The 26,359-nt window shown below is 68.7% G+C and carries 20 protein-coding genes and 2 pseudogenes; 12 read left to right on the top strand and 10 right to left on the bottom strand.

Annotated features, from left to right (window positions below; translation table 11 throughout):
- The first annotated feature begins 37 nt into the window (after nt 1–37).
- Both AC0666_RS27780 and AC0666_RS27775 read left to right on the top strand, forming a co-directional pair.
- The gene (locus AC0666_RS27780; protein WP_468586733.1) at nt 38–526 is read left to right on the top strand and encodes a hypothetical protein; all 489 of its coding nucleotides are present in this window, start codon (nt 38–40) and stop codon (nt 524–526) included.
- 181 nt (nt 527–707) lie between these two features.
- Nucleotides 708–1,796 (top strand): selina-4(15),7(11)-diene synthase, encoded by a 1,089-nt coding sequence (locus AC0666_RS27775; RefSeq protein ID WP_478708556.1) that lies wholly within the window; start codon nt 708–710, stop codon nt 1,794–1,796.
- 55 nt (nt 1,797–1,851) lie between these two features.
- On the opposite strand, the gene AC0666_RS27770 is transcribed toward AC0666_RS27775, so the two are convergent.
- On the bottom strand, nt 1,852–3,153 hold the full coding sequence (locus AC0666_RS27770; RefSeq protein ID WP_478708526.1) for a cytochrome P450: 1,302 nt from the start codon (nt 3,151–3,153) through the stop codon (nt 1,852–1,854).
- Nucleotides 3,154–3,492: 339 nt separating this feature from the next.
- Here AC0666_RS27770 and AC0666_RS27765 point away from each other — a divergent pair, with 339 nt between their 5' ends.
- Nucleotides 3,493–4,866 carry a cytochrome P450 gene (locus tag AC0666_RS27765; RefSeq protein ID WP_478708525.1) on the top strand — a complete coding sequence of 458 codons (1,374 nt, stop codon included), beginning with the start codon at nt 3,493–3,495 and terminating at the stop codon, nt 4,864–4,866.
- A 192-nt stretch (nt 4,867–5,058) separates the two neighbouring features.
- On the opposite strand, the gene AC0666_RS27760 is transcribed toward AC0666_RS27765, so the two are convergent.
- Nucleotides 5,059–5,535 carry a hypothetical protein gene (locus tag AC0666_RS27760; protein WP_478708524.1) on the bottom strand — a complete coding sequence of 159 codons (477 nt, stop codon included), beginning with the start codon at nt 5,533–5,535 and terminating at the stop codon, nt 5,059–5,061.
- Nucleotides 5,536–5,927: 392 nt separating this feature from the next.
- On the opposite strand from AC0666_RS27760, the gene AC0666_RS27755 reads away from it, so the two are divergent.
- Both AC0666_RS27755 and AC0666_RS27750 read left to right on the top strand, forming a co-directional pair.
- The gene (locus AC0666_RS27755; protein WP_478708523.1) at nt 5,928–6,830 is read left to right on the top strand and encodes a helix-turn-helix domain-containing protein; all 903 of its coding nucleotides are present in this window, start codon (nt 5,928–5,930) and stop codon (nt 6,828–6,830) included.
- A 47-nt stretch (nt 6,831–6,877) separates the two neighbouring features.
- Complete coding sequence (locus AC0666_RS27750) at nt 6,878–7,738, top strand: SAM-dependent methyltransferase (RefSeq protein ID WP_478708522.1); 861 nt, start codon at nt 6,878–6,880, stop codon at nt 7,736–7,738.
- A gap of 107 nt (nt 7,739–7,845) precedes the next feature.
- On the opposite strand, the gene AC0666_RS27745 is transcribed toward AC0666_RS27750, so the two are convergent.
- On the bottom strand, nt 7,846–8,145 hold the full coding sequence (locus tag AC0666_RS27745) for a hypothetical protein (protein ID WP_478708559.1): 300 nt from the start codon (nt 8,143–8,145) through the stop codon (nt 7,846–7,848).
- Between the two features lie 813 nt (nt 8,146–8,958).
- On the opposite strand from AC0666_RS27745, the gene AC0666_RS27740 reads away from it, so the two are divergent.
- Both AC0666_RS27740 and AC0666_RS27735 read left to right on the top strand, forming a co-directional pair.
- Nucleotides 8,959–9,720, top strand: coding sequence for a hypothetical protein (locus tag AC0666_RS27740; protein ID WP_478708521.1), 762 nt, complete (start codon nt 8,959–8,961; stop codon nt 9,718–9,720).
- Between the two features lie 55 nt (nt 9,721–9,775).
- On the top strand, nt 9,776–10,534 hold the full coding sequence (locus tag AC0666_RS27735) for a hypothetical protein (RefSeq protein ID WP_478708520.1): 759 nt from the start codon (nt 9,776–9,778) through the stop codon (nt 10,532–10,534).
- A gap of 153 nt (nt 10,535–10,687) precedes the next feature.
- On the opposite strand, the gene AC0666_RS27730 is transcribed toward AC0666_RS27735, so the two are convergent.
- The gene (locus AC0666_RS27730) at nt 10,688–10,912 is read right to left on the bottom strand and encodes a hypothetical protein (protein ID WP_478708519.1); all 225 of its coding nucleotides are present in this window, start codon (nt 10,910–10,912) and stop codon (nt 10,688–10,690) included.
- Between the two features lie 261 nt (nt 10,913–11,173).
- Here AC0666_RS27730 and AC0666_RS27725 point away from each other — a divergent pair.
- The 4 genes and pseudogenes from AC0666_RS27725 to AC0666_RS27710 form a co-directional block, all read left to right on the top strand.
- Nucleotides 11,174–12,081, top strand: a pseudogene (locus AC0666_RS27725) (MFS transporter); the annotation flags it as partial.
- Nucleotides 12,082–12,158: 77 nt separating this feature from the next.
- Nucleotides 12,159–12,503, top strand: a complete 345-nt coding sequence (locus AC0666_RS27720; RefSeq protein WP_478708518.1) for a trypco2 family protein — start codon at nt 12,159–12,161, stop codon at nt 12,501–12,503.
- A gap of 76 nt (nt 12,504–12,579) precedes the next feature.
- Complete coding sequence (locus tag AC0666_RS27715) at nt 12,580–16,023, top strand: tetratricopeptide repeat protein (protein WP_478708517.1); 3,444 nt, start codon at nt 12,580–12,582, stop codon at nt 16,021–16,023.
- Nucleotides 16,024–16,946: 923 nt separating this feature from the next.
- Nucleotides 16,947–17,387, top strand: coding sequence for a hypothetical protein (locus AC0666_RS27710; protein ID WP_478708516.1), 441 nt, complete (start codon nt 16,947–16,949; stop codon nt 17,385–17,387).
- Between the two features lie 420 nt (nt 17,388–17,807).
- On the opposite strand, the gene AC0666_RS27705 is transcribed toward AC0666_RS27710, so the two are convergent.
- Both AC0666_RS27705 and AC0666_RS27700 read right to left on the bottom strand, forming a co-directional pair.
- Nucleotides 17,808–18,182 carry a fibronectin type III-like domain-contianing protein gene (locus AC0666_RS27705; RefSeq protein WP_478708515.1) on the bottom strand — a complete coding sequence of 125 codons (375 nt, stop codon included), beginning with the start codon at nt 18,180–18,182 and terminating at the stop codon, nt 17,808–17,810.
- Nucleotides 18,183–18,232: 50 nt separating this feature from the next.
- Nucleotides 18,233–18,805, bottom strand: coding sequence for a CGNR zinc finger domain-containing protein (locus AC0666_RS27700; RefSeq protein WP_478708514.1), 573 nt, complete (start codon nt 18,803–18,805; stop codon nt 18,233–18,235).
- 39 nt (nt 18,806–18,844) lie between these two features.
- Between AC0666_RS27700 and AC0666_RS27695 the strand changes: the two genes are divergently transcribed.
- Complete coding sequence (locus AC0666_RS27695) at nt 18,845–20,182, top strand: MFS transporter (RefSeq protein ID WP_478708513.1); 1,338 nt, start codon at nt 18,845–18,847, stop codon at nt 20,180–20,182.
- A 184-nt stretch (nt 20,183–20,366) separates the two neighbouring features.
- Here AC0666_RS27695 and AC0666_RS27690 read toward each other — a convergent pair.
- From AC0666_RS27690 to AC0666_RS27675, 4 genes and pseudogenes are all read right to left on the bottom strand, one after another.
- Nucleotides 20,367–20,650, bottom strand: a pseudogene (locus AC0666_RS27690) (transposase); the annotation flags it as partial.
- Nucleotides 20,651–21,001: 351 nt separating this feature from the next.
- Nucleotides 21,002–21,946: a hypothetical protein gene (locus tag AC0666_RS27685; protein ID WP_478708512.1), complete on the bottom strand. Its 945-nt coding sequence runs from the start codon at nt 21,944–21,946 to the stop codon at nt 21,002–21,004.
- Nucleotides 21,947–22,265: 319 nt separating this feature from the next.
- A complete protein-coding gene (locus AC0666_RS27680; protein WP_478708511.1) occupies nt 22,266–25,436 on the bottom strand; it encodes a WD40 repeat domain-containing protein in 3,171 nt (1,056 codons plus the stop codon).
- A 16-nt stretch (nt 25,437–25,452) separates the two neighbouring features.
- A complete protein-coding gene (locus AC0666_RS27675; RefSeq protein ID WP_478708510.1) occupies nt 25,453–26,358 on the bottom strand; it encodes a S1 family peptidase in 906 nt (301 codons plus the stop codon).
- Nucleotide 26,359 lies beyond the last annotated feature (1 nt).

The following is a 26,359-nucleotide window of genomic DNA, read 5'->3' as shown; positions in this document are numbered from 1 at the left end:
GGCCTGCACTCCGTAAATAGAGAGGTTTACTCCACCCGTGACGCTGAGCTCCGCGGACCGCCTGAGACTACGCTCGATCGCTGACGACATCATCGGCTGTGCCGCTCTGCGGGAGCACCGCATGGTGGACATGCTGATGGGTGAGGTTGCCCGCAATTGGGGTGAGGACGGCGAAGAGCACGTGACGTTCCTGATGGCACAGGACATCGTCGAGAACGCGGCTCCATCCGCCCGCAACGCGTACGCGAAGGTGACCACGGGCACCGCCCTGACACCCGAGGACCGGAAGGAGCTTGAGAAGCGCATCCATCGGCAACTCGCGGGCTGTGAGGACATGGAGATGCTCTACGCCCTCACTGAGGATTTCCTGAATGCCGTCTGGCGGGACGAGCCGTCGGATCGCAAACGCGCCGTATCCGCAGCGCGGGCGTACGGCGGTGCCAGTGCGCTGCGAACGATCCTGCTGGCGATAGCGGTCAATCATGCGCCAGAGGCGCAAAGCGGGCCCACTCCCCCGTCGGCCTGACCCGGGGGTTGCGCATTCAAGCGGAAGCATGGGCCTGCTTGGTGCATTTGCTCGGATCGCCCCACTGGATCGAGCCATGCTCATGCCGCATGATCGCGAGTCGAGGTGCAGAAACGGGTGTGAAGCCTGGGCCACGCGGCGCAGGCCTTCGTCACCCGCGACAGAGGAGCCCCCACTCGTGATTGCCGTCCCGCCCTTGTTCTCCCCCATACCGCCTGCCATCCACCCCTGTCACGCAGAAGTCAACGCACAGACCGCCGACTGGGCGGAGACGTTCCAGATAGGGTCCGTCGACCTGCGCCGCCGGCTGGTTCGGCACGAGATCGGCGTTTTCGCGGCCCGGATCCTGCCGCATGGGCGCGAGGAAGTCGTCAGGGTTGTCGCGGATTTCGTGATGTGGCTGTTCGGCGTCGACGACGGTTATTGCGAGGAAGGCCCTCTCGGCCAGCGTCCAGGAGATCTTGCAGGAACGATGCATCGGCTGCTGCGGGTGGCACAGAATCCCGAGGCTCCCCTGCTGCTCGACGATCCGCTGGCAAGCGGGCTGCGGGACCTGCGGGCCCGCGTGGACATGTACGGGACGGACAGTCAGGCCGCCCGCTGGGTCGCCAACTTGCGCGAGTACGCCCTGTCCGTCGTATGGGAGGCGTCCCATCGCCGTGCGAACACGGTCCCGGTCCTGTCGGACTACACCCTGATGCGGCTTTATGACGGTGCGACGACGGTCATCTTCCCGCTGCTGGAGATGGGGCACGGATATGAGCTGCCGCTCAGCGAGCGCGACGACAAGTCCGTCCGGGCTGCCGAGGAGATGGCGTCGTTCGTGATCACGTGGGACAACGACATTCTCTCCGACCACAAGGAGCGGTCAGCGGACGGCTACCACCTGAACGTTCTGCGGGTCCTGGAGGAGGAGGGGCTCGGTCCGCAGGAGGCGATGGACCGGGCCATCGCCCAGCGTGACCGTGTACTGGGCGCATTCATGCACCTCACCGACCACCTCTCTGCAGTGGGCAGTCCGCAGATGCGGCAGTACACGGCCGGCCTGCGGAGCTTCGTCCGCGGGTCTCTGGACTGGGGCGTCACATCGGTCCGGTACACCACCCCAAACGACCCCGCCGATCTCCCCACGGCCTTCGCCACGAGACCGACGGACGACAGCCCTGAGCCCTTGGGTATCGACGCGGTGTCGTGGTGGTGGGACGTGGTGCCGGCCGGCCGGCCCCTGCGAGCGGCTCAGCCGCTCGGCCTCTCCGGTATGCGAGGCTGACCGGACGGCCGAGTCCCGCTGGCCGGAAGCTCAACGGGAGACGCTTGCCGGCACGTCACTCGCGGGCGACCACAGTCATGGGAATGGAGTCCGCGTGTGCCACCGCTGAGGCGACCTCCCGCGGCGTATGCCCGGCGACCGGGACCAGCTTCCAGCGGTCCAGGATCGTCGCGATGGCGATCGTCGCCTCTGTCCATACGAACAGGTCGCCGATGCACTTGCGGTTGCCCGCCCCGAACGGGATGTAGGCGCGGCGGCCCGGCCCGGCGGCCTGCCGTTCGGGAAGCCAGCGGTCAGGGTCGAACCGGTCGGGGTTGTCGTACAGGCCGGGGTCGCGGTGCAGCGCGTACAGGCTGAAGGCCACCTCGGTACCGCGCGGCAGGGCGACTCCCGCCAGGGTCACCGGCTCGGTCGTCCGCCTCATCAGAAGCGTGACGCCGTGCAGCCGGATCACCTCGTCGATGACGCGGCGCAGGACCTCCAGCCGGGGCACATGCAGTGCGGTGACGGCGCCGCCACCGACGACCTTGCGGATCTCGGCAACGACCTCCTCTTCCACGTCGGGTCGGGAGGCGAGCTCGTGGAAGGTCCAGGCGAGGGTGGCGGCGGTGGTCTCCGCACCCGCGAAAAGAATCGTGGCCAGCTCGTCCCGCGCCTCCTGGTCCGACAGCCTCGTTCCGCTGTCGGGATCCTGGGCCGTCAGCAGCAGCGACAGCAGGTCGTCGCGGCCCGTGGGATCTGCCGCACGTGCGCGGGTCACTACCTCGTCGATGACCGCGCGGAGCTCGGCGGCCGCACGGTCGAATTGTCTGTTGGCACGTATGGGGAGCCGGTCGAGGATTTTCGGGGAGGCCGCGCGGACCAGGAGGTTCGTGAGCAGCACGGGTAGGTGCTCCCGGACCGCGTTGACAGCCGGAAGGCCAATCTCGGAGGAGAACAGCGTCCTGGACAGGGTCTCCACGGCGTAGCCCGCCATGGCCGGCTCCAGGTCGATGACATCGCCGGGCTTCCAGGACTCGGCGAGTGCCAGGGCGCTGCTGCTCATGATCTCGGAGTAGCCGGCGATGCGGTCGCGGGTGAACATCGGCTGGATCATGCGGCGGTGTGTGCGGTGGAACTCGCCGTCGGAGTTGGCGAGCCCGTTGCCGGCCAGCGGCCTCAGCCTGTCGAAGAAGCGGCCCTTCTCAAAGCTGTTCACCTGCCGGACGGTGACCTCGTGCACCAGCTCGGGTGTGGTCACCACATACATCGGCATGGTTCCCAGGTTGACCCGCACGAGCTCTCCGTGGCCTCGCAGTGAGGAGAGGAAGCCGAGCGGGTCTCTCCACAAGGCCAGAGCGTGACCGAGGAGGGGCATGGCTCCTGGTGCACACGGAACGGACGTGAGGGATGTGACGGACTGCTCTTCGGATACTGACGACATGCCAAGTGGTCCTTCCTGTCGGGGCTACGCGGACCAGGATCCCCCTGCCGTACCCCCGAGAGCCCAGCGGCTCCATGAATCAGTACCACGGCCTTCCACACAAGATCATTCTCGGCCAAGTACACAACCGCTTGTCCTAGTTGAGGCGGAGACCTGCGCTCCGGTGGGGCGCCACTCGACGGTATGCTGCACGTCGCTGACTCCTCGTCACTCTCAGTGGGGGCTCACCCCAAGCCTTCCAGAGCCCCGCCCCTGCCCGGAGGCAACGCGACCATGCAATCCCCCGATACCACCACCGCCTCGGCCGCTGCCGCTCGTGGCTGCCCCATGCACGCCGCGGCCTCTGACGGCGTGCGCCGGCTCTACGGCGCCGAGGCGGAAGCACAGCCGTACGCCCTGTACGAACAGCTCCGAGCCGAGCACGGCGAGGTGGCTCCCGTACGCCTGTACGGAGACGTGCCCGCCTGGCTGGTACTGGGGCACCGGGAGAACCTCGAGGTGATGCGCTCCAGGAACTTCTCCTCCGACTCCCGCAACTGGCAGGCGATCCGCAACGGAACTCTCGCCCCTGATTCGCCCCTGCGGCCCATCACGGCGTGGCAGCCGCTGGTGGCGCTCACCGACGGGACGGAGCACGCCCGTCTGCGGGAAGCGGTGACGGAGAGCCTGGCCGGGGTGAACCGGCATCGCCTGCGCCGCTACATCACCCGGTACGCGGTACGCCTCATCGACGGTTTCGCCGGGGAAGGCAAGGCCGACCTCGTCGCCGACTTCGCGCGGAAGCTGCCCGCGTTCGTAGTCGCCCAGCAGCTGGGCATACCCGAATCCGCCGCCCTGTCGGTGGGAGCGGCCGTCTCCGACATGATCAGTGGTGGCGAGGCCGCTCTGGCCGGCAACCAGCTGGTGGTCGATACCGTGCACGATCTGGTGGAGAGCCGGAAACTGCAACCCGGTGACGACCTGGCCAGCCGGCTGCTGGCCCATCCGCAGGGCCTGACCGACGAGGAGGTCCGCCAGCACCTGCGGCTGATCCTGGTCGGTGCGCTGGAGCCCACGGCGAACCTGATCGCAAACACACTGCGGATGGTCCTGACCGACTCCCGTTTCCGCGGCAACCTCTCAGGCGGCCAGATGACGCTGCCGGACGCGCTGGAGCAGGTCCTGTGGGACCACCCCCCGCTCGCCGTCGTCCCGACCCGCTGGGCGACATGCGACATCGAGGTCGGCGGCACCCAGATCGCCGCGGGTGACATGGTGATGCTCGGCCTGGCCGCCGGGAACGTCGATCCGGTGATCCGCAACGACCCCGACAAGCCCGTTCACGGCAACCGCTCACACCTGTCCTTCGGTGCCGGCGCCCACGAGTGCCCGGGCCAGGACCTGGGCCGGGCCATCGCCGAGACCGGCATCGACCTGTTGCTGGAGCGCGTCCCGGATGCGACCCTGTCCATCCCCGATGACCACCTGCAGGTGGTGGGCACGTGGATGTCCCGCCGACTGACCAGCCTGCCCGTCGAATTCAAGCCCCGCCGACAGGCGGCTCCTTCGGCGGCCGCTCCGCAGGCCCCCAGGGACCCGGTTCAGCCCGAGGCCGCTCCTGCGCCCGCGCCGGCACAGCGCCGGTCCTGGCGGTTCTGGCGCCGCTAGCCGGCCAGGTCCGGCGCGCCTGGTCACCTCGCCTGCGCGCGGATGGGGGCACGGACAGGAGCAGGGCCCGGTCGATGCCGGGATCGACACCGGTCTCGGACATCGGCCGGGCGAGCTGCCCCGTCGGCGCGGAGCGCGACTGCTCCGGCGGCGTCCGGTCGAGAAGCCCACCAAGGGCGAAGTCGTTCCGACTCACGCACTGTCTCTCTCCGGATGACGGTGGGACAGCTGCTGGTGGTACCAACGCTCATGCTCGGCGTCACGGAAATCGAGCTTGCACCAGCGGGCGTCCTGATAGCCAGGTGCAGAGCGCCAGTAGCCGGCGAGGACACACAGACGGTTCCAATCGTCCCGGAGGCGATCCAGCCGCACCTCCGCTCGCACCTGGCGCTCCAGCGCAGTGGACATTGGAGGCATCGGAACCCCGATCGGGATACGGGTACGGCCGGGCGTTTCGCCGGTGATGGACCACTCCAAGGTGAGAACCAACGTGGCTACTGCCTCTGCGAGCGCCGAGGCCGTGATGCCCTCCTCGCTGTATGACGGGTGAGCACGTGCCGCTCGCTCCAGTCGGGAAAGCAGGAAGTCGCCGATCTCCCATACGACGTCGGCCGTCAGCTCATCGGCGTACCTCGGTCCATCCCCCACCCGATCGACGTCGCTCGTCAAATCGCCCCCTCTGGTTCGGCCGGCCATGGCCGCGACTGCCGCGCCGACCTGGGACCCCGCAGGTCGGCGCGGCACGGCGTTGCATGCCGCTGTGCGTCCGGCTCGTTCTGCGGCGAAGCGTTCCTCTCGACAGACTGCGGTTCGTTCTTGTCGAAGTCCAGCAGCGCCGCTGCGGAGCAGCAGCCGCGCATCAAAGCGCCGCGACGGGGCCACACGCCGGCTGCGGGATGCCCTAACGCGCCTGCGTGGGCGGGTTGTTGGCGCCGGTGATCGTCTCCGGACCCATACTATCCATCATGTACATCGCAAGCTGCAACTGCCGATGTGTAAATTGCAGCTTGGAATGTACACATCGCTTGTGCCAGACTCTGACCACTTCGGAAGGGGGAAAGTTGGCTGCGCCGAAAGCGACCACAACACTTCAGTCAGTCCTGGCGAAGCGCCTCACGGACTGGCGCATGCAGGCTGCCCCGCGGATCAGCCGGTCCGATGCGGCCCAGGCCGTCGGTGTCACGCCACACACTGTGCGCCGCTGGGAGATCGGCGAGTCCAACCCTCCGCGGACGACGATCGAAAAACTGCTCGACCTGTACGGAGCCACTGCGGAAGAGATCACGGGCTTCCTCGCAGAGGTGGAGCAGGCCAAGCAGCCGTCCTGGTGGGCGTCCTATCCCGCCGAAGTCCTGCCCAGGAACCTGCACCGGTTCCTGAGCCTGGAGAGCGCGGCCACCGTCATCCGCGCGTTCGAGCCGTACCTGGTGCCTGCACTGCTGCGCACCGAGGACTACGCCCGCGCCGCCCTGAGTGCCTGTCACCCTGGAATCGGGACAGACCTTCTCGACCGTCACATCGACCTGCTGCAGGAGCGGCAGCGCCGGATCCTCGGCACGCGCCCCGGCACACCGGAGGCCGCGGGGAAGACGCGCCCGATTCTATGGGTAGTCCTCGACGAAAGCGCCCTGCGTCGCAGCGTGGGCGGCCCGCAGGTGATGCACCAGCAGATCGAGCATCTCCTGGCCATGGCGAAGCAGCCGGAAATCAAGATCCAGATCGTCCCTCAGCACCTCGGCGCCTACCCGGGAACCGAGGCGGGCCCGTTCCACCTCTTCCGATTCGCCGAGCCCGAACTGCCCGACATCGTCTACCGGAGCAGCTTCGACGGCGGCGAGTACCTGCACCAGAAGACGAGTCGCCATCTGCAGGGTTTCGACACGATATGCGCGGTATACGCCGCGCCGATCCGCGACACGCCGGCGATCTTGGTGGAGATCGCCAGAGAAACATTGCCCCGATGACCGGCACCGCAACTGCCCGGGCCGCAATGATCAAAGAGGGGGAGTAGATGGGCGCGAAGCACAAGACGCTCACGCCAGGGCACATCGATGCCAGCCAGCCGCACCCCGGAAGGGTGTACAACGCCCTCCTGGGCGGAAAAGACCACTACGAGGTGGATGCCGCTGTAGCTGCAGCCATCGGGAAGGTCCACCCGAACAGCAGAGCCACGGCCTGGGCGGCCCGGCACTGCATGGAACGCATTGCGACGTTCATGGCCCGCGAGGGCATCACCCAGTTCCTGGACCTCGGGTGCGGTTCTTCCATCGAACCAGACCTGGACCAGATCGTGCGGAGCATCGCACCGGATGCCCGCGTGGTGTCGGTCGACAGTGACCCGATCGTGGCCCGGCGCTCTGAGGCGTTCATGTCCGCGCCCGAGTCCGCGGAGGGCCGTTCCGTCTTCCTCCAGGCCGACCTGTGCGACCCGTCCTCCGTGCTGGACTCGCCCGAGGTCCGCAACACCCTGGATCTCACCCAGCCAGTCGGCCTCTGCTTCAACAACGTGCTGTGCTTCATCGACGACGCGCGCCGGCCGCATGATGCGGTGGCTGCGTATGTCGAAGCTGTGGCACCGGGCAGCTTGATGAGCGTCATCCACCCGACGGCTGACTTCAAGGACTTGAGCGAGGTCGTCGTCGCCTACAACTCCGAGGATGGAAGCGGCCCTCTCCGGCTCCGCGGCCGAGCCGAGATCCTGCGGTTTTTCACCGGTCTCGACCTCATCGAACCGGGGCTCGACACCTCCCGCGGCTGGCGGTCCGACATCGCTGTTCCCCAGGTCGGCGTCAGCAACATCGCCGTCGTCGACACCTCGACCCTCACTGATGCGGAGGACTCGAAGTACGCAGCCGTCGCCCGTAAGCGGTAGCGAGAAAAACAGTGGCCGTCCCTCTTTGCAGAGAGGAACGGCCACCGTGACTCGCCCGAGTCATCGCACCACCAGCAGTGGAACCCAAACCAACCCACCGGGGTGCTCTAGCAGGCGTGCGCAACCACGCCGCGCCCAAGGATAGCCATGTCCAAGGTGCACGCGATCAATTGCCCCGGACCCAGCAGGTTCTGAGCCACTGCAACGCCCCGGCCGAAGCCGATGCCGAGCAGCGCCGAAGCCGCTGCGGACGGCAGTCCGGACCAGGCCACGTGCAGCGGCAGCTCGACCACGCCGTGCCGCGGACCTGCAAGCTTCTCCAGGGAGGCGGGCAGTCGGCCCGCGTACCGGGCGTGGAGCACCTCGGCGGCAGAGGGCGCTGTGCTGCTGGAGGAGAGCCTGACCATGCAGCGATTATCTCGCGTCCCGTCTCCGGTACCGCAGACGCGACGCACGCGCCCAGCGACGATCCCGCGCAACGTGTGCCCCGGCCCATCCGAGCTACGCCCACGTCGAGCTTTCCGCGATTGGGATCCTGACCGGACGAGGGCATGGGACCGAAATGCCGGTTTCGATGAAAGTGATCGAAAGGGCCTTCCGCCCGCCTAAAGTGGCAGGCCAGTGCCGCATCACCGCGGCAGTCTCGGTAGGCCGGACTGACCGGCACTCTCAAAGGTATCGCGTCGACCGGCAAGCCTGCCGTGGCCGGCACCGGCTTTCGGTTTTGGTCTGGAGGCTTACCAGAGCCTCTCCCTCACCGACTGGATAAAGAAGGACTCATGTCGGGGGCCGGGCCGGACAAAGTTCACGCTACCCACGTAAACGCGGAAGAGAGGAGTGGATCGAAGGTCTGGAGGAACGCTCCGCCAGGCTGGTCGATGCCCTGCACACCTTGCTCAGCCGAGGCACGGTTTCAGCGACGAACGGGTCACGGAAATCCTGAAGAACCCGGATGCCGTGTACCCGTCGACGGGAACGGCCAAAGGCTCACCTTCCGGCAGGGCGAGGACATCGTAGTGCTCGATGGGCCCGGCAACACCCAGGGCCAGGCCATTACGGCCTACGGCTCGTCTGGGATCAAGGGCGACAGTGGGGCGAAGGCGCTCGGTGGGAATCCTACGGACCCCCACCCGCCGATCACCCACGAGACCTCGTGCAGGGCAGAGTTCCGCTCAAGGACGGGTACATGGCCCCGGCGAAGCAGATCAGATGAGGCAAGAATGACCACAAAATTGACGTTCGACGGCGGCTGGCACGCAACAGTGACGGACGCTCCGCTGCCCATCGCTCCCCGCTTCACCAGCGACGCCTGTATTGACGTGGCGCGCTATACGGATGTGAGGGAGCGTGAGCAGTTGCTCGCGGACACCTTCGGCAGCCAGGAGCGGCTGTGGGACGCGCCTGACATCCTCCGCTTCGACAGGAGCAGCCGAGAGCTGGTCGCGGCACGATTCCACTGGCCGGAAGAGTCCGCCTCCCCCGAGGAAGCCGCTCGCCTTCCCCGCACGCCCGCGGTACGCCCCGGCGGGCTCCATGCCGATGAGGCCCGGGACTTCCGGCACGAGAGATGCACGGTGCTGTGCCGCACTCCCGGGGACACCGTGCTGACCTGCCTGCGCGACCTCGACGTCCTCGACGAGCCACTGGACGCCCGTATCGGCATCGCCCCCGACATGGCGCTCCTGGTCCAGCACGGCGCCGTCGTCGGCTGGAGCCTCACCGACCCCGCACGCCACCTGACCACCGCGTACACCGATCCCGACCCCGACCCGCCCTCCCCGGCCACCCGCCGCCTGCTCACCGAATGCCTGGACCTGATCACCACACCCGTGGTCGATGACCTGGTGGACGGCGAACGGGCCGCCCTGGCCAGGCTGAGAGCCGCCGACGAGGCCCTGCGCGAGCAGCGCGAGGATCGGCACCGAGCCGACGCCCTACGCGAGCTGATCGCCACCTATGTCGAGGACTACGGGAAAGGATGACGGACATGATGGAGAGCCGGATCCAGGCCAAGAAGCTCACGAGGCGGCATGCACGGTGAAACTCACACTCGACGACGACTGGGAAGCGACGGTGACGGGCTCACCCCTGCCCCTCACCCCGCGTTTCGGCTTTCGCGACTTCCGCGTGACGATCGCACCGTACACGGGCGCGGAGGAACGGGGGCGGTTCCTCATGAGCACTGTCGGCAGTGTGGCGTGGCTGTGGGACACCCCCGACGAGCTCCGGTTCGATCCAGTCAGCCGAGAACTGGTCGGAGCCGAATTCCAGATCGCCGGTGACGCCGCCGCTGCCGGCGACTGTGCCCGCGTTCCCACCACACCCCTCGCCCAGCCGGGCGGCCTTCACGCGGAAGAAGCCCGAGACTTCCGGCTGGAGGCGACCACGGAACTCTGCCGCGCCCCCGGGGACACCGTGCTGACCTGCCTGCGGAACCTCGACGTCCTCGACGAGCCTCTGGAGGCCCGCATCGGAATCGCACCCGACGTGGCGCTCCTCGTCCAGCACGGCACCGTCGTCGGCTGGAGCCTCACGGATCCCGTGCGCTACCTGACCAGCGGGTTCACCGCCCCGGACCCGGCTCCTCCCGCCCCGGCCACCCGACTCCTGTTCACCCAATGCCTGGACCTGATCACCACGTCGCTGCTCGACGAGGTAAGGGAGCGAAACCCGGTCGCCCTCACCAGACTCCGGACGCTCGACCGCGCCCTGCGAAACCAGCGCGAGGACCGCCACCGGGCCGACGCCCTGCTCGCGTTCATCGCGGAACAGGTCGAGGACTACGGGCAACCGTGAGCTGAGCTCGACGGCGAGTGTCCGGCAGCGGTGACGGGCGCCTACGACCCGCAGACCGCACGCTACCTCCCGCGGAGCCTCTTGGCCTGAGACCTGCATCCACGCCCGAGGTCCCTGGCGCGGCACTACGGCGACGGTATGGGTCCTCGGCCACTACGACGAGGACGACCACTCGATGCCATACTCGATCCACCACTGTGGGGGCTCCGAAAGGGGCCGGCGTCGTGCCTTCTCGGCGTCGGCCGCCGGGACGGCAGTGATCTTCTCGTCGACGCGGGCGAAGGTCAGCTCCAGCCAGCGGCGTATGACCAGCAGCTGATCCAGTGCGGGTGGCAGGGGCAGGAGGGGTCGGGGCCGGGCAGGTCTACGCCACCTCATGGGAGGGCGCGTCCGTCGGGCGGCCCTGCTTCTCCAGCTTCATCCGGGCGGCCACGACCTCCTCGCGGGGAACAGTCGCCCAGTGCCGCCACCGGGCTCGTGGCTTACTTCCTGCAGTAACCGCCCGCAACGCTCACGGTGCCGGGAGAGCACATGCCCGGCACCGCGAGCGTTGCGCCGCCGATAGCGCCCCGGTGGAGCCGATTTTGGGTCGCTCTGCGGGGCTTCGCCCTCGCCTCTCCCCCAGCTGGCCCCGGCGTCGTGCTCGGCCGTGCGCTGGTAGATCGCTGGGACCGTCGGTGCACGATGTGGTTCACGGACGCGGCGCGTGCGGTGCTGCTCGCCATACCGGCGGCGGCCGCGCTCGACGTGCTGAGCATTCCACTGCCCGCGGCTCTCGCCTTCCTGCTCGGCCTCGGTGGGCTCTTCTTCGACACGGCCGCCACGGCCTAACTGCCGGATCTGCTCGGCCGCGACCCCGCGCTCCTGGAGCGCGCCAACTCTCGCCTGCGCGGCACCCAGACCGCGATGTCCGGCTTCGCCGGGCCGCCCGCGGGCAGTGCCCTGCTCGCGCTCGGGCGGGCAGTTCCGCTGCTCGCCGACGCAGTCTCGTTCGCGCTCTCCGCACTGCTCGTACAGTCGCTGCCTGCCGCATCCCGGCCCGTACCGCAGGCCCGTGAGTCGCTGCTCCGGCAGGCGCGGGCCAGCGCCTCGTACGTATTCCGGGACCGGTTGCTGCTCGGGCTCGCGCTGCGTCCGGCGGTCGGGAACATCGCCTTCCTCGCCGTGGAGACCGTCCTCGCCCTGTTCACGCACGAGCGTCTCGGCATCGACACCTTCGGCTTCGGCCTGCTCCTCACCGCGGAGGCCACCGGCGGTCTGCTCGGCGCGGGCATCGCCTCCTTCCTCGGGCGACGAATCGGCACCGGCACCGCACTGACCTGCACGGCCGCAGTTGAGGGACTCGCCATCCTGGGCCTTGCCGCCGCCCCGAACCCGTACGTCGCCGGCCTCGCGCCTCGCCGTCTGCGGAGCGGGCATGGGCGCCATGATGGTGCTCGGCCTCCCTCCGACAGGCGATCGTCCCCGCCCACCTGATGGGCCGGGTCGCCTCCACCTCCCGCATGCTCGCCATGTGCGCCGCCCCGTTCGGCGCCTTCCTCGCCGGCGAAGTGGGGTGATCGGCCACGGCGATCACGATTCTGCTTCTACGGTGTCCGCAGCAGTGTGATCATGCGTCAGGTACGTGGGGGTTGCTGTGGATATTCCTCTGGCGGACGCGGTGGCAGCCGTACGAGACGAGCTGTTCGCGGCAGCGGCGCGGGTGGGTGAGGATCCCGGGGTGGTGTTCGCGGTGGGGCCGGTGGAGATGGAGTTCGAGGTCGAGCTGCGCGCGGACGCGAAAGCGAAGGCCGGATTCAAGCTGTGGGCGGTCGGCACGGAGGCCGAGGCCGGGGTGTCGCGGGGGCGCACGCACAGGGTGTCTTTCACCCTCACCCCGCGAACCGCGAGCGGCAGCGATGTCCTGGTGCACGCGACGCGGCCGCGCCCCTCCGGCCCCGGGGACACCTCGCAGCGCATCGAAGACTGAGCCCCGAGTCGGCCCGGGGACCCTGTTTCCCCGGCCCGGTCGGGGGTGTGTTCGCATGAGGTCGTGAGGAGCCGTCGTGGACAAGGGGCGTCTGGCCGGGGTGAGCGGTGCCCGTGGGCCGGGTTCGGGGTACGCCGTGGGCGGGCGGCTGGTGCTGACCTCGGCCCACGTCGTCGGCCCTGCCGACACCCGGGTTGAGGTGTTCCACCCAGGTGGCAGCGGTGCAGCAGGCGGGACAGTGGTGTGGTGCGGCACTCCCGCCGGCCGGGACGATGCCGCCCTGGTCCTCGTCGATGACGATCCGCACTGGCGGGGGCCGACCGCGCCGGTGCGGTGGGGACGTACGGTCACGGACCGGCCCGGCACCGGGTGTGAGACCTGGGGCGTGCCGGATGTCGCCCAGCGTGAGGGCAGTGCGGTTGAAGCCGCTCAGCTGCGCGGGAAGCTGAACCCGGGCAGCGGGTTCGTAGGCAACCAGTACGTGCTGGACCTGCGTCGGCATCCCCCGCGGTGGTCCGACGACGGCACCTCGCCGTGGGGCGGGATGTCGGGGGCGGCGGTGTTCGCCGACCGGCTGCTCGTAGGCCTGGTTGCCTCCGACCGTGCGTACTCGGGTGGAGGGCAGCTGAACGTCGTGCCCTCCTATGTCCTGCACCGCGACCCCGCCTTCCGCGCCGCTCTCGCCGAGCACGGCGCCGGAGCGGACCACAGCCTGGAGGCAGTTGAGTTCCAGCACCTCAGCGATCCTGCCCAAAGCCACGGGCAAGGCACGAGGCTTCCCTCACCGGCGACGCTGCTCGAGGCGCGGCACCAGACCGTGCCCTTCCACGGCCGTGAGGATTTGCTGGGCGAGCTGAGGGCGTGGTGCGAGCTGGGCGGGTTCGGGGCCTGGCTGCTGCACGGGCCGGGCGGGCAGGGCAAGACCCGTCTCGCCCACCATCTCGCTGCCCAGCTGTCCGCCGACCGCTGGGCCGTCCTGTGGCCGAAGACAAACGCCACCGCAGACCAGCTTTCGGAAGTGCGGCATGCCGCCAGGCCGCTGCTGCTCGTCCTCGACTATGCCGAGACCCGCACCGAACAGCTCGCCGCCCTCGTCGAGGCCGTCGCCGACCACCCAGGCACCACCCCCCTGAAACTCCTGCTGCTCGCCCGTACGGGTGGCGACTGGTGGCGCCAGGCCGCCACCGCCACCCGCCTCGCCGAAGACCGCCTCGCTACCGCCCCCGCCCTTCTGCTGACCGCGCTGGAGCACGACCCTGCTTGCAGGGCGGACCGCTACCGTGACGCGGCCCGGGCCCTGGCCACAGCTCTGCCGCTGGTCGACGGCCTTGCCGCACACGACTGGCCCACGGCCGCAGCCCGCCTACCGCTGCCGTTGCAGCTGAACCAGCAGGCATACGGCAATGCCCTCACCCTCCACATGACCGCCCTCGCGGACCTCCTCGACACCGCCCAACCCCGTATCGCCGAACGCACCGGAGACCGCCGAGACGATGCGCCACTCCCCCGGGCTGCGGACGTCGAAGACCGTCTCCTCGGACACGAGAGCCGTTACTGGAGGGAGAACGCTGCCGCCCTCGGCCTCACACCAGGGCTGAGTTTCGCGACGCTGGAGACGGCGATGGCCGCAGCTCACCTCACCGGAGCGGCCGACCGCGAACAGGCCGACCGGCTATGGCAACGGATCCCCGCACTGGCCGACCAGACCCGCGACCGCCGCAACCAGGTCACCACCTGGCTCGCCGGCCTCTACCCGCCAGCCTCCGCTCCGCTGCCCTGGGGCACACTCCAACCCGACCGCCTCGCCGAACGCCATATCGGCCGCACCCTCGACACCGACCCCACCCTCGCCGACCACCTCCTCCACGGCGCCGACCACACCCAGACCGAACGGCTGCTGACCGTCTACAGCCGCGCCGCCGCCCACACCGTCTTCCAGGTCCGCCTCGATGCCCAGCTCACCGCCCTGTGTACCCGCCACCACCAGCTGCTGGGCAAGCAGATCACCGACACTGCCACCCGCACCGACCACCCCGCTCCCCTCATCACCGCCCTGAACAACACCATTTCCGCCCCCGCCACCTCCCTTCAGACTCTCCGCACCCTCAACGATCAGCTCCCGGAGACCAGTCGCCGCCTCGCCACCACAGCCGTCCACCTCGCCCAAACCCTGGCCGACTGCTACCGCGTGCTGGCCGAGGCCAGTCCCGAGGCTCACCTGCCCGAGCTTGCCACCTGCCTGAACAACCTGGCCGTCCGGCTGGGTGACGTGGGCCGACGGGAGGAGGGTCTGACCGCCATCGAGGAAGCCACCGGGATCCGTCGCACACTCGCCCAGGCCAACCCAAACGCCTACCTGCCCGACCTCGCCTCTTGTCTGAACAACCTGGCCGGCCGGCTGGGTGACGTGGGCCGACGGGAGGAGGCCCTGACCGCCATGGAGGAAGCCACCAGCCACTACCGCGCGCTGGCCCTGACCGACCGCGCCGCCCACCTGCCCGATCTCGCCATGGCCTTGAACAACCTGGCCGTCTGGCTGGGTGACGTGGGCCGACGGGAAGAGGGTCTGACCGCCATCGAGGAAGCCACCGGGATCCGTCGCACACTCGCCCAGGCCAACCCAGACACCTACCTGCCCGGCCTCGCCGCCTCCCTGAACAACCTCGCCAACCAGCTGGGCAACGTGGGCCGGCGAGAGGAGGGCCTGACCGCCAGCACGGAAGCCACCAGCCACTACCGCGCGCTGGCCCAGGCCAACCCAGACGCCTACCTGCCCGACCTCGCCATGACCCTGAACAACCATTCCCTGCGGCTGGGCGAGATGGGCCGACCGGAGGAGTGCCTGACCGCCATTGAGGAAGCCACCGGTATTTATCGCGCGTTGGCCCAGGCTGCCCCCGACGCCTACCTGCACGCCCTCGCCTCTTGTCTGAACAACCTTTCCGTGGGGCTGGGCGAGACAGGTCGACGGGAGGAGGGCCTGGCCGTCATTGAGGAAGCCACCAGTATTTGTCGCGCGCTGGCCCAGGCCAACCCAGACGCCTACCTGCCCGACCTCGCCATGACCCTGAACAACCATTCCCTGCGCCTGGGCGAGATGGGCCGACCGGAGGAGTGCCTGACCGCCATTGAGGAAGCCACCGGTATTTATCGCGCCCTGGCCCAGGCCAACCCAGACGCCTACCTGCCCTACCTTGCCACCTGCCTGAACAACCTGGCCGTCCGGCTGGGTGAGGCGGGCCGGCGGGAGGAAGGCATCACCGTCACCGAAGAAGCCACCGGGATCCGCCGCACGCTGGCCTTGGCCAACCCGGACGCCCATCTGCCCGACCTCGCCGACTCCCTGAACAACCTGGCCGTCGATCTGGGTGAGGCGGGTCGGCGGGAGGAGGGCATCACCGCCATCGAGGAAGCCACCAAGATCCGCCGCATGCTGGCCCAGGCCAACCCCGCAGCCTTTGAAACCCAGCTATTCCAATCTCTGGCCGTATCGGTCTGGCTCAAGGCGCTCGAACGGTAGTCCAACAGGCCGGCGCACGTACCTGGCCCGCTCAGCACTAGCACGGCTCGGCCCCGCGACACGTGGTGCAGACAGCCCACCACCCGGGCGTCGGTGACGAGCACGTCCCGGGCTCGGGGAGCAGTCGCCAGCTACTGGGCGACGCAGGCGCTGGGGTCATGCCCGCGTGCGGGGAGCAGAACTTGTACGTGGAGAAGTTCGCCGCGGACACGGGATCATCCCCGCGTGCGCGGGGAGCAGGCTTCCTGACCAGGCACTCTAGGCGGGGCGAAGGTCGTTCGCTAGCACCGAACCCGACAATCGCCGCATAGTTCCCGGCACACAGGCCCTAGCACCTATGTCTGAGCCGTTCATGACATGCGTGGTGTACCGAGTCGGCGGCTGAGCTGGAGGTGCTGGTTCAGGCGACTTTGGCGAGGGTGGAGGGGCTGAGCTTCTTCTTCTGGGTGATGCGTCGGGTCATGAGGGTGATGGCGGCCCATCCACTTGCCCTGACGCCCCACGGCGGGACTGCGCGAGGTCCATCCGTGCCAACAGATGACACGCCGACGATCGCTGGCAATTCAAGCCGCCGTCGAGACGCTCGGGAGACGTCAGCCTTGCACGTGTTTGCGGAGAGCCCCTGCCGAGGGCCACCTCAGGGGCAGGAGGAAGCGCTTCCCAATTTGGAACACATGACCGAAATGCATCCTGTGATCTGACTCATGCCGATAAGTCTTTGGGCAAGATCAGACATCTGCGTTACGTTCATGAAACACGCACCGGTTGAACCCGACCAGTCCAACTGGGCGTGTAAACAAGGCCATTCGCACGGGGGGGCGGAGCCAGGCGCGGCTCGGGGCCGAAAGTGTCCAAGCCGACGGCTCCAGGAACAGGCACCTGATCTCCGCACCCCTTTGTGCATGACACAAAGGGGAGAATACGTGAATCGCAACACGATACGCATCGGCGGCGTCGCAGTACTCGCGGCACTGACCCTGGGCCTCGGCGGTACTGCGGCGCAGGCGAGCACCGCCCCTGCCACCCCGGCCCTCACCGCGACAACGCAGGAACAGCAGCAGACGGTCCGATCGATGGCCAACGCCCTGCTCAACTCCCCCATCGAGTACAGCGCGGCCGAACGTGCCCAGCTGGTGGCGATCGCGAACGGCGAGAGCACCACTGCCGGCAAGTTCGACGGCATCGTCAAGCTGTTCAAGAAGATCCCCGGCTTCGCCAGGGCCGTCGCCGGGACGTACAGCGACTTCAAGGCGTGGTACGACGGTCTGTCCTGGGTACTGGAAGGCTCCTCTGACTGCCGCCGGCCTGGGCGGCGACCTGCTCACCATCTGGCAGCTCTTCCACTGATGAGTCCCGAGCTGTAACTGAAGGGGGTGGGCCGAAGCCGTAGGCGCGGCCCACCCCCTTCGGGGCCTTGCCTCCCACGAACCCGAGAGGACATGAGACGTGAACACTCCTTCAGTCGCACCGCACTCCGTCCAAGAACAGCAGAAGCCGGGATGGTCTCTGACTGCTTTCCTCTTCGGTGCGGTATGCGCCGTTCTCCGTCTTGCTGACGTCTGGTCCTGGTGGGCCCTGCTGTGGGCGCCGTCGTTGGCCCTCGCCGTCGGCTCCACGGTGTACGAGTGGCGGCTGTTAGCCCGTAACCGATGGCGCATGGGCCCCCTGGAATGGGGATTCCTTGCCGTCTCCCACCTCGGCTTCGCCGCCTCCCTTACGGCCATCTGGCTTGCCGCACACTGAGTAGGGTCGGGGAGGGGCCGAGGGCAGCAAGTAGGCGGCGGTCAGAGCCCGGCGGATGCCAGGGCAGAGATTCGGTTCGTGGCCGTCCTCGGTGTTCCACCAGCGGTGCGGCCCGCCAGCCCGGAGCGCGGCAAAGGCGTGCGCGGCCGCAACGGCTTCGGGACGTCGATGACGCGTGTGTGGCCGGTGATAGTGAGCGTGGCGGTCGAGCGGATGTCGGTGGAACTGCTGCTGGCGCTCAGCTCGATGGGGCCGGGTTCCATGACCACCTCGCCCGTGCTGCCGGTGTAGGCCAGGACGCTCAGCGGAACCGTGAATTCGACCGTCTTCGACTGCCAGTGCGACCGAGCGAAGCCGGTGAGCTGCTGCGAGGGGAGCGTGACGCCGGTCGCGGTGTCCCCGGCGTACAGCTGCACGATCTCCGCGCCCCCACGTCGACCAGCCCGGCACCGGAGCCGGGAGATGCTCAGCCCTGGGACGCTTTGCGCGCCCGGAAGGCCGCTGCCTTGACTCGGCTTCGGCAGGTGGTGGAGCAGAAGTGGCGGACCGCGTTACGGGATGCGTCCACGTACACGCGGTCGCAGAGCGGGGCAGTGCAGACGCCGAGGCGTCCGGCGAGGTTGCTGCCGATCGCCAGTGCCAGGGCGGTGGCACATCCGGCGCTCCAGCCCACGGAGAGGCTGTCGTCGGAGCCGTGGAAGTGGACTTGCCAGGGCTCGCCATCGACGCGATCGAGCTGAGGGCGGGCGCCGGCGGTGCCCAGCAGGACGTTTACCAGCTGGGCCGCCTGATCGATGTGGCCGCTGTCGACGGCCTCGAACACCGCCCGCATCTGCTGGGCAGTGTGCGCGAGATAGGCGGCGTGACCCGGCTCGACCGTGGAGCGATGCGATGAGAGCGGCAGTGCGTCGTGTACCGCCTGCGGGAGCTGGTCCCCGTGCGGAGCGGTGTAGGGGCGGCCCTGTCGGGTGCCGTCGGTCAACGTATTCACGAGGGAGACGGCCGCATCGAGCAGCGTCACCACGTGACCATCGAACATCACTTGACCGGTCACTCCTTCGGCCTCTAGCGTGCATGCGTGACCGACGATACCTGTTTCGTCAGTCACGCACGAGGGGGCATCATGGGGTCTGCGCAGAGCGGAAAGCATGTGCCACGCACGGTGCGACTGCTGATTGTGGCGCGGGCGGTGAACCGGCTAGGGGCGTTCTCCCTGTCGTTCCTCACCGTGCTGATCACGACGAACTTCGGTGCAAGTAACGTCGTCGCCGGGTACATCAGCGCCGCTTTCGGGCTCGCCACGATTCCTTCGCGCCTGGTCGGCGGTCGCCTGGCCGACCGTATCGGCCGACGCCGCACGATCGTGGTCGGGCTGACCGGGTGCGCGGTGACGCAATTGGGCATCGCCTTGTCCGACGGCCTGGTGTCGGCAGCCTGCTTCGCGGTGCTGATGGGGTTGGCCTTCGAGATCTACGAGCCGCCCAGCCAGGCAATGATCGCGGATGTTGTGGCGCCGGGTGAACAGGTCAGTGCCTACCGCCTGTTGAACGCCGCCCTCGCCGTAGCCGGCATGGGTGCGGGCCTTTTGGCGGCCGGGTTGGGGTGCTGGGACCTGCGGTGGCTTTTCGTGGTCGATGCCCTCACCTGCCTGGTCTGCGCGCTGACCGTGCACCTCGTCTTGCCCGCGGACCACCACACCACGACAGCGGCAACCCAGCAGGCGACCACCGCCGCCCCCTGGCGAGATCGCTCATTGCTCGTGATGCTCGCGGCAGGGACGCTGTTCGCGGTGGTCTATCTCCAGATCATGATCGCGCTGCCACTGTCCCTGGAACTGCGCGGACTGCAACCGGCTGACACCGGACTGCTGTTCACCACGTCCGCCCTCACCATCACCGGCGGGCAGCCATTGTTGCGGCTCAACCGACTCGCCACACTCCCGGCACATGCCGCCTTCGCCGGCGGCTATCTCCTGCTGGCCCTTGGCCTTGCCGGATACGCGCTTGCTCACGACCTGGTCATCTACATCGCGGCAACCATCGTATGGAGCGTGGGTGACCTGCTCCTTGTGGGCCGCGCGTACGCACTCGTGGCACGCCTGGCCCCCGCCGCCGGAAAGGGCCGATACCTGGCGGTCTACGGCACGAGCTGGGGCATCGCCGGGATCGCCGCCCCGCTCGCCGGGACACAGCTGCTCGAGCACGCCGGAGCGGCCGGTCTCTGGAGCACGATGGCCTGCGCCTGCCTAGTCCTCGCGGTCCTGCATCCTGCCTGGATCCGCACCGCCGACGACGGCCGCGAACGAGAGAGCGAGAGGCCCGACGGCTCCCTGATCCGCGAGATGATCGAGGACTATCGGCTCGAGGAGTACGTCCCCGCCGGAGGCGAGCCGGAGAAGTTCGCCGGCCTGACCTGAAGTACCTGGTCAAGGTTCTCGCAGGCATCGACGAGTCCACCAGGATCGGGCGCCGAGACGCGGCCATGCTCGTGCAGTGCGGCATGGTGTACCGCTCCATCGAGGTCGCCGACTTGCTCGTACGGCATGTCCGCCTCGACACCGATGACGTATGGGTATGGACCGCGAAGTCTAAGACCGTGTCCTATGTGGTCATTCGGATGAGGCGTTTGTAGCAGCAGAGGGCGGCTGCGAGGCCGAGGAAGGCCAGGTAGTTGCGGGGTGGCGTTCATAGCGGTGGTTGAGTCTGCGGTAGCCGGTCAGCCAGGACATCGTCCGCTCGATCACCCACCGCCGACGCCCTAATCGCTCACTCGACTCGATGCCTTTGCGGGCGATCCGGACGCCGATGCGCATGCCCCGCACCCATTTCCGCAGGTGGGGGATGTCGTAGGCCTTGTCGGCGTGCAGGCGTTGAGGCTTGAAGTAACCGGCGGATCTTCTCGCCGGTTCAGGTGCGACTGAACCGGTGGTCACGCCGGGTCCATCCCCGCGTGTCGGGGAACAGGCCGGGGTCAGGGCGAAAAGCTCGCCGGCTTACGGTTCATCCCCGCGTGTGCGGGGAGCAGGCTCAGCGACCTGGGACTTTAGTTGAGCGACGGGCCGTTAGTAAGCACTTTCACTGAAACCGGCAATCCTGCCAAAACGGTATGCCCCGGGTGAATAGAGGCCGCGAACGCCACCAGCTACATGTTCAACGCCGTGCACTCCGGGCGTGCGTCGTGGAGGTACAGGTATTTCAGTGGGAACGATCACGGCCGCTAGACAACAGCAAGAGGGTCAACACTCACGCAAGCAAGGTGAGGAGCCGGGCGCCGTACGCGCGGTGAACGCCGCACGGCCCTCGCCGCTTCCTCCCCCGGTGTGCGAGCAGATGGACCAGAGGCTCCGCAGGCCGTCGAGTGCGAGCTGCGCCGGACGGGATCCGGGTTCGACGACTTGCCGGACGCTGTTCCACTCCACCAGCATCCGGCCGGCCATCCTGGCCATGGGCAGGGAGCGGATCTCACGGGTCCGCAGCCGTCCCTCCGATGCGGCCGTGTACATGGCGCTGACCGCTTCGAGTACGAGCTCCCGGAAGTGGAGCAGCTCGGGCTCCTGGAGCGCCATGAGCTCGTCGAAGCGCTCCGCGCCGTTCGTCTCCTGGCGGAGGGCCAGCTGCTCTGAGCGGCACAGCGCCGCGTGCATCCACGCGGCGCGGGATCGCGCGGGAGGGCCGTCAAAGGCCATGGCCGCCTTGAGGTCCGCCATGATCTCGGCGTCCTCCACGGGAAGGCGGTCTCTGTTGAGCGCCGTGAGCACCCCGTCCACCCGGGCGTCGAGCTGCTCGCGCGGGGCTCGTGCGAGACCCGGCAGGCGTTTGAGGTTCTCGCGCATCTGCTGCACGTGGGGGCCACCCTGGCGGATCTCCAGCGCGGCTCGGGTCTGTGCCCAGTTGAATTCGGTTGGCAGCTCCGCGCGCCAGTCCTCAGGCACGGCGTCGAATGCCCGCTGCTCCTCCTCCCGCCAGCGGAAGCGGGGACCGAAGAACGTCTGGGCCAAGGCGACCTTCAACGGCCCGGTCGGCAGCAGCGGAAGCGGCATTTCGGCGAAGAAGGTGAGGAGCAGCAGATCGTAGGGCGACATCCGCGGATGGAGCTGGTCGCAGGCGGCCAGGCACAGCACCTGTACCTCGGTGCCGGGCGGGTAGACCCGCCGCGTCCCGTGGCGACCGCCCAGGAACACGGGCTCGGACGGTGGAATCAGAGCGTGCGCCCGCCACGCGGTAAGGCGAGACGGCTTCAGCGTGATCCTCCGGTCACGACAGAAGTGGATGAGCTGGAGATCGGCTTCGCTCGGAGGTGTCCTCGTCATGAAGCCAGGTTAGGAATCAGCGCCTCGTGCAGCCGGAGCGCGAGCCGGGGGGTGCAGCCGCTGCAGGGAGCGGCTCATTTGGATGCGGGCCGGCCGTGGCGGGCCGGCTGCCGACGGGCCGGTGGGCAACGAGATGCCGTGGAAGCCGGGCTGCCTCCGCGGGCTCCGGATCGTTGCGGTGTGTGCGAGTTCATCTCCGGGGGCATACGGGGTCGGATTTCTGGTCCGGCAGGTATGCCGCCCGCTCCTGCGCTGTGAGGTCGCGGTTGACGGCCTGGCAGATCTTCCGAATCGCCGCGGCGGGCGAAGGCAGGGTGACGTTCCACAGCCGCGCGTTGCCGTCGGCACTTCCGGTGGCGAGGGTGTGGCCGTCGGGACTGAACGCCACCCCCTGCACGATCTCGAACTCAAGCAGGGTGGCGCGGGCCTTGCGGGTGGGCACGTCCCACAGCACTACGCTTCCGTCGCTGCTGCCGCTGGCGAGAGAGCGCCGGTCGGGGCTGAACGCCACGGCGGGTACCGACCCATGATGTTTGGTGAGGGTGGCCAGGCTCTTGCCGCCGTTCGCGTCCCACAGGCGTACCGAGGAGTCCTCGCTCCCCGTGGCCAGGGTCCGCCCGTCGGGGTGGAACGCCACTGCGTACACCGCTCCGCTGTGCCCCTTGAGCACGGGGCCGGGGGCACCTGTGGCAGCGTCGTACAGGCGTGCGGAGTTGTCCATGTCGGTCACGGCCAGCTTCATTCCGTCGGGACTGTAGGCCAGTGCGGTCACCGCGGTGCTGGCGGTCTTCAGAGGTGCGCGGATCTCCTTGCCGGTGGCCGCATCCCACTGCCGTACGCGGTTTCCGCCACCGGTGACGATGACGCGTCCGTCCTTGCTGACGGCCACTGCCTCGACCGGTCCCGTGTTCGCCGAGATGGCGATCTTCCTCGTGCGGGTTCGCACGTCCCACAGCTCGGCCTTGCCGTCCATGCTGCCGGTGGCGAGGGTGCGCCCGTCGGGGGTGAACGCCACCGCTCGCACTGCGCCGCTGGCCTTGAGTGGGGCCTGGCTCGTGTGCTTGGCCACGTCCCACAAGCGCACGGTTCCGTCGAGGCTGCCGGTGGCGAGGGTTCGACCGGACGGGCTGAACGCCACCCTCCAGACCTTGTCGGTGTGCTCGCTCAACGTCGCCCGATTCGGTCCGGCGGCCACGTCCCACAGACGCACGGTGGCGTCGCTGCCCGTCGCGAGCGTATGGCCGTCGGGGCTGAACGCCACCGACCAGACGGTGTCGGGGTGACCCGGCAGGATGGCAAGGGTCCGGCCGAATTCATCGGACAGCACTGCCGTGCCACCCTGGAGGCCCGTGGCGAGGGCACGGTCGTCCGGGCTCAACGCCACCGATTCCGTGATGTCGTCCAAGTAGCCCCGCTGGGGGCTGTTGCGCTCTTTGCCCGTGTCGATGTCCCACACCCGCACGCCGGTGTCCGTGTTGTTCGATGTGACGAGTTTCCGGTTGTCGGAGTCGAACGCCAGGGAGTGCACCTCGCCGGGCTGCCTCAGCGGGCCTGCGTGTTGCTTGCCGGTTGCCGCGTCCCACACGCGCACCGAGTGGTCGAGACTGCCGGTCGCGATGAAGCGCCCGTTCGGGCTGAACACCGCGGACCACACGGGGCCGGTGTGCCCCTCCAGCTCGGCCCGGGGCTTGCCGGTCCCAAGGTCCCAGAGGCGGACGGTCGCGTCGTCGCCGGCGGTGGCGAGGGTGCGGGTGCGGCGGTCGGGGTTGAAAGCCACGGACCGCACGGCGGCGCCGTGGTCTTGGAGGATGTGGCGGGGTGCGCCGGTGTGCGCGTCCCACAGGCGGACGGTACCGTCGAGGCCGCCGGTGGCGAGTGTGTGGCCGTCGGGGCTGAAGGCCACGGACATCACCGGAGCGGTGTGTCCCTTGAGGATGGGGCCGGGCCTGCCGGTGTGCGTGTCCCACAGGCGCACCGTCCGGTCGAGGCTGCTGCTGGCGAGAGTGGAGCCGTCAGGGCTGAACGTCACCTTGGTCACCCGGTCGCCGTGGCCGGACAGGCTGCGCCGCAGCGGAATCGCAGCGGCGTTCTGCAGGCTGTGAGCCGCTTCGGACGTGGGGCTGGTGCGGTAGGCCTGCACGGCGAGCAGCGAGGCCACGGTGGGGTTGGTATCCAGAAGGGTGTCGGACTCACCGGCGAGCTGGCGGGACAGGGCTTCCCGCCGCTGCCCCTCGGCGGTCCGCCACTGCAAGAATGCACCGGCCCCCGCGATGAGAGCGATGACGAGCAAGCCGGCCAGGATCGCGTTGAGGCGCCGACTGCGGCGGATAACAGCCTGCTGGCGCTGCTCGCCGGCGGTGAGGAACTCGACGATGTCGGCGGGCAGACGGCCCCGGCGGGACCACATTGCGAGCCCCTCGGCAAGCGCCGTTCCCGTCAGCAGGTCGTCCTCATTCCTTCCCTCCGCCCAGCGAGCCTGCTGTTCGCTGACCCGTACGAACCATTCCTGAAACTGGCGGTCCTCGCTGACCCACTTGCGCAGGGTTCCCCAGTCCCGGATGAGCGCGTCGTGAATGAGCTCTGCCACCGGCTGTGCCGAGGGCACTTCCGGCGTGTGCGTGGTGATGATCCGATGCCGGGTCAAGGCCGCAAGGACGGTGTCGAAGGCACTGCTGTCCTCTGGCCCGCTGTCTGGGCCGGCCGCGAGATCTCGCAGATCCGCCAGTCGGACCTGCGCCCGGATCTCGGGGATGTTGCGGCGGAGGTCGGCAGGGCGCACGAGCGAGGTCAGCATGCGCTGGGCGACAGGCAGGCCGCCCGGAGGCAGTTGGTCCAGAGCGGTGTCACACCACGTGGTCAGGCTCCCCGTCACTCCGCCGATGCGCCGGTATGCGTCGTGCGTGAGGAAGCCGTCACGGAGTCGTCGCCACAGCTCGCTGAGCGTCAGTTCCAGCAGGGGCAGCACCGTGACCGGGGCCCTGCGGCTGCGCACCCCCTCCGGGGAGGTCGCCAGGACATCGGTGACGATCTGCTCCGCAAGCCCGCTTTCGAAGCGGGCGCCCACGCTGTGGGCGGGCAGCGTGATGATGTCGTGCAGGTCGTCCTCACTCAGGGTGCCCGGCACGTTGAGGAGGCCCGGCATCGCCGCCTCCAGCAACGCGCGGGCGCGGGCGGCGAGCTGCGGGTAGAAGTCGTCGCGCATGACCAGGATCACGCTCAGGGCGGCGTGCGAGGTGATCGCAGACGTAAGGCTGTCCGCGGCGGCGGGGCTGCGCTCCTGTGGGGCGAGGAACTCCTCGAACTGGTCGATGACGAGCACGACGCGCCGGCAGTCGGGCTCGGCCAAGAGCCTGCGGGTCACGGCCTCAGGGATCCCGTCAGTGGCGGCCCCGGGCAGCCCCGCGCGCCTCGATTTCGGCGAGCAGGTCATCCCCCGGCCGGAGCACCACGCGCAGCCACCGGTCACTGCCCGCCAGTTCGCCCGCTGCCAGTGCGGGCAGGACCCCGGCCTGGACGAGGGAGGACTTGCCCGAGCCGGACGGACCGAGCAGCAGGATCACGCGCTGCTGTTCGGCCAGATGCGCCAGGACCTGGCGCACGGCGTCCTTCCGACCCTCGAACCACTGAGCGTGGTCCGCGGTGAAGGGCTCCAAGCCCCGGTAAGGGCAGACGTCCCGCACGGTCAAGTCGGGCCAGATCCCCCGGAGCACATCCACGGGGGTGGCGTAGGCGATGTTCTGGCCCCTCTCGTGGGCATCGGGCTCGATGATCTCGCTGAGCATGCCGATGACCAGGCCGGTCACCTCGTCGACGACGGGGCCACCACTGAACCCGGTGGTGAGGTCGTTGGCACCGGTCAGCTGGAGGTGCTCGCCCCGGTTCTCCGTCGCCGGCAGAAGGTCTCCCGCCTTGGCGTACCCGAAGTGCCCGCCCGACGCAGCCTGTCCGGGAAAGCCGAAAGAGCGCACCCCGTGGCCGCTGGAGCCCGCGGCGGACCCCAGCGGCGGGACATGTGTGCCGGGCACGACGGCGTCAAGGCGCACCACGGCGACGTCTTCGGACTCGGCATCCCGCCACGGCTCCTCCAGGACGGTCCCCTCGACCGCGCGTGCGCCGTCCACGTACGGGAAGACCAGCCGTACTCTGCTCCCGGGCTCACTGCCGGCGGCGCGTACGACGTGTGCACAGGTGACGAGGACGTCGTCGGCGACCAGGAAGCCGGCTCCGCACACCTCGTCGTGCTCTCCGAGGAGCTGGGCCAGGGCCCTGAGGGTGGCGTCCACC

It is taken from the genome of Streptomyces sp. NPDC043680, from assembly GCF_056436685.1.
This window is presented reverse-complemented; position numbering and strand designations above follow the sequence as displayed.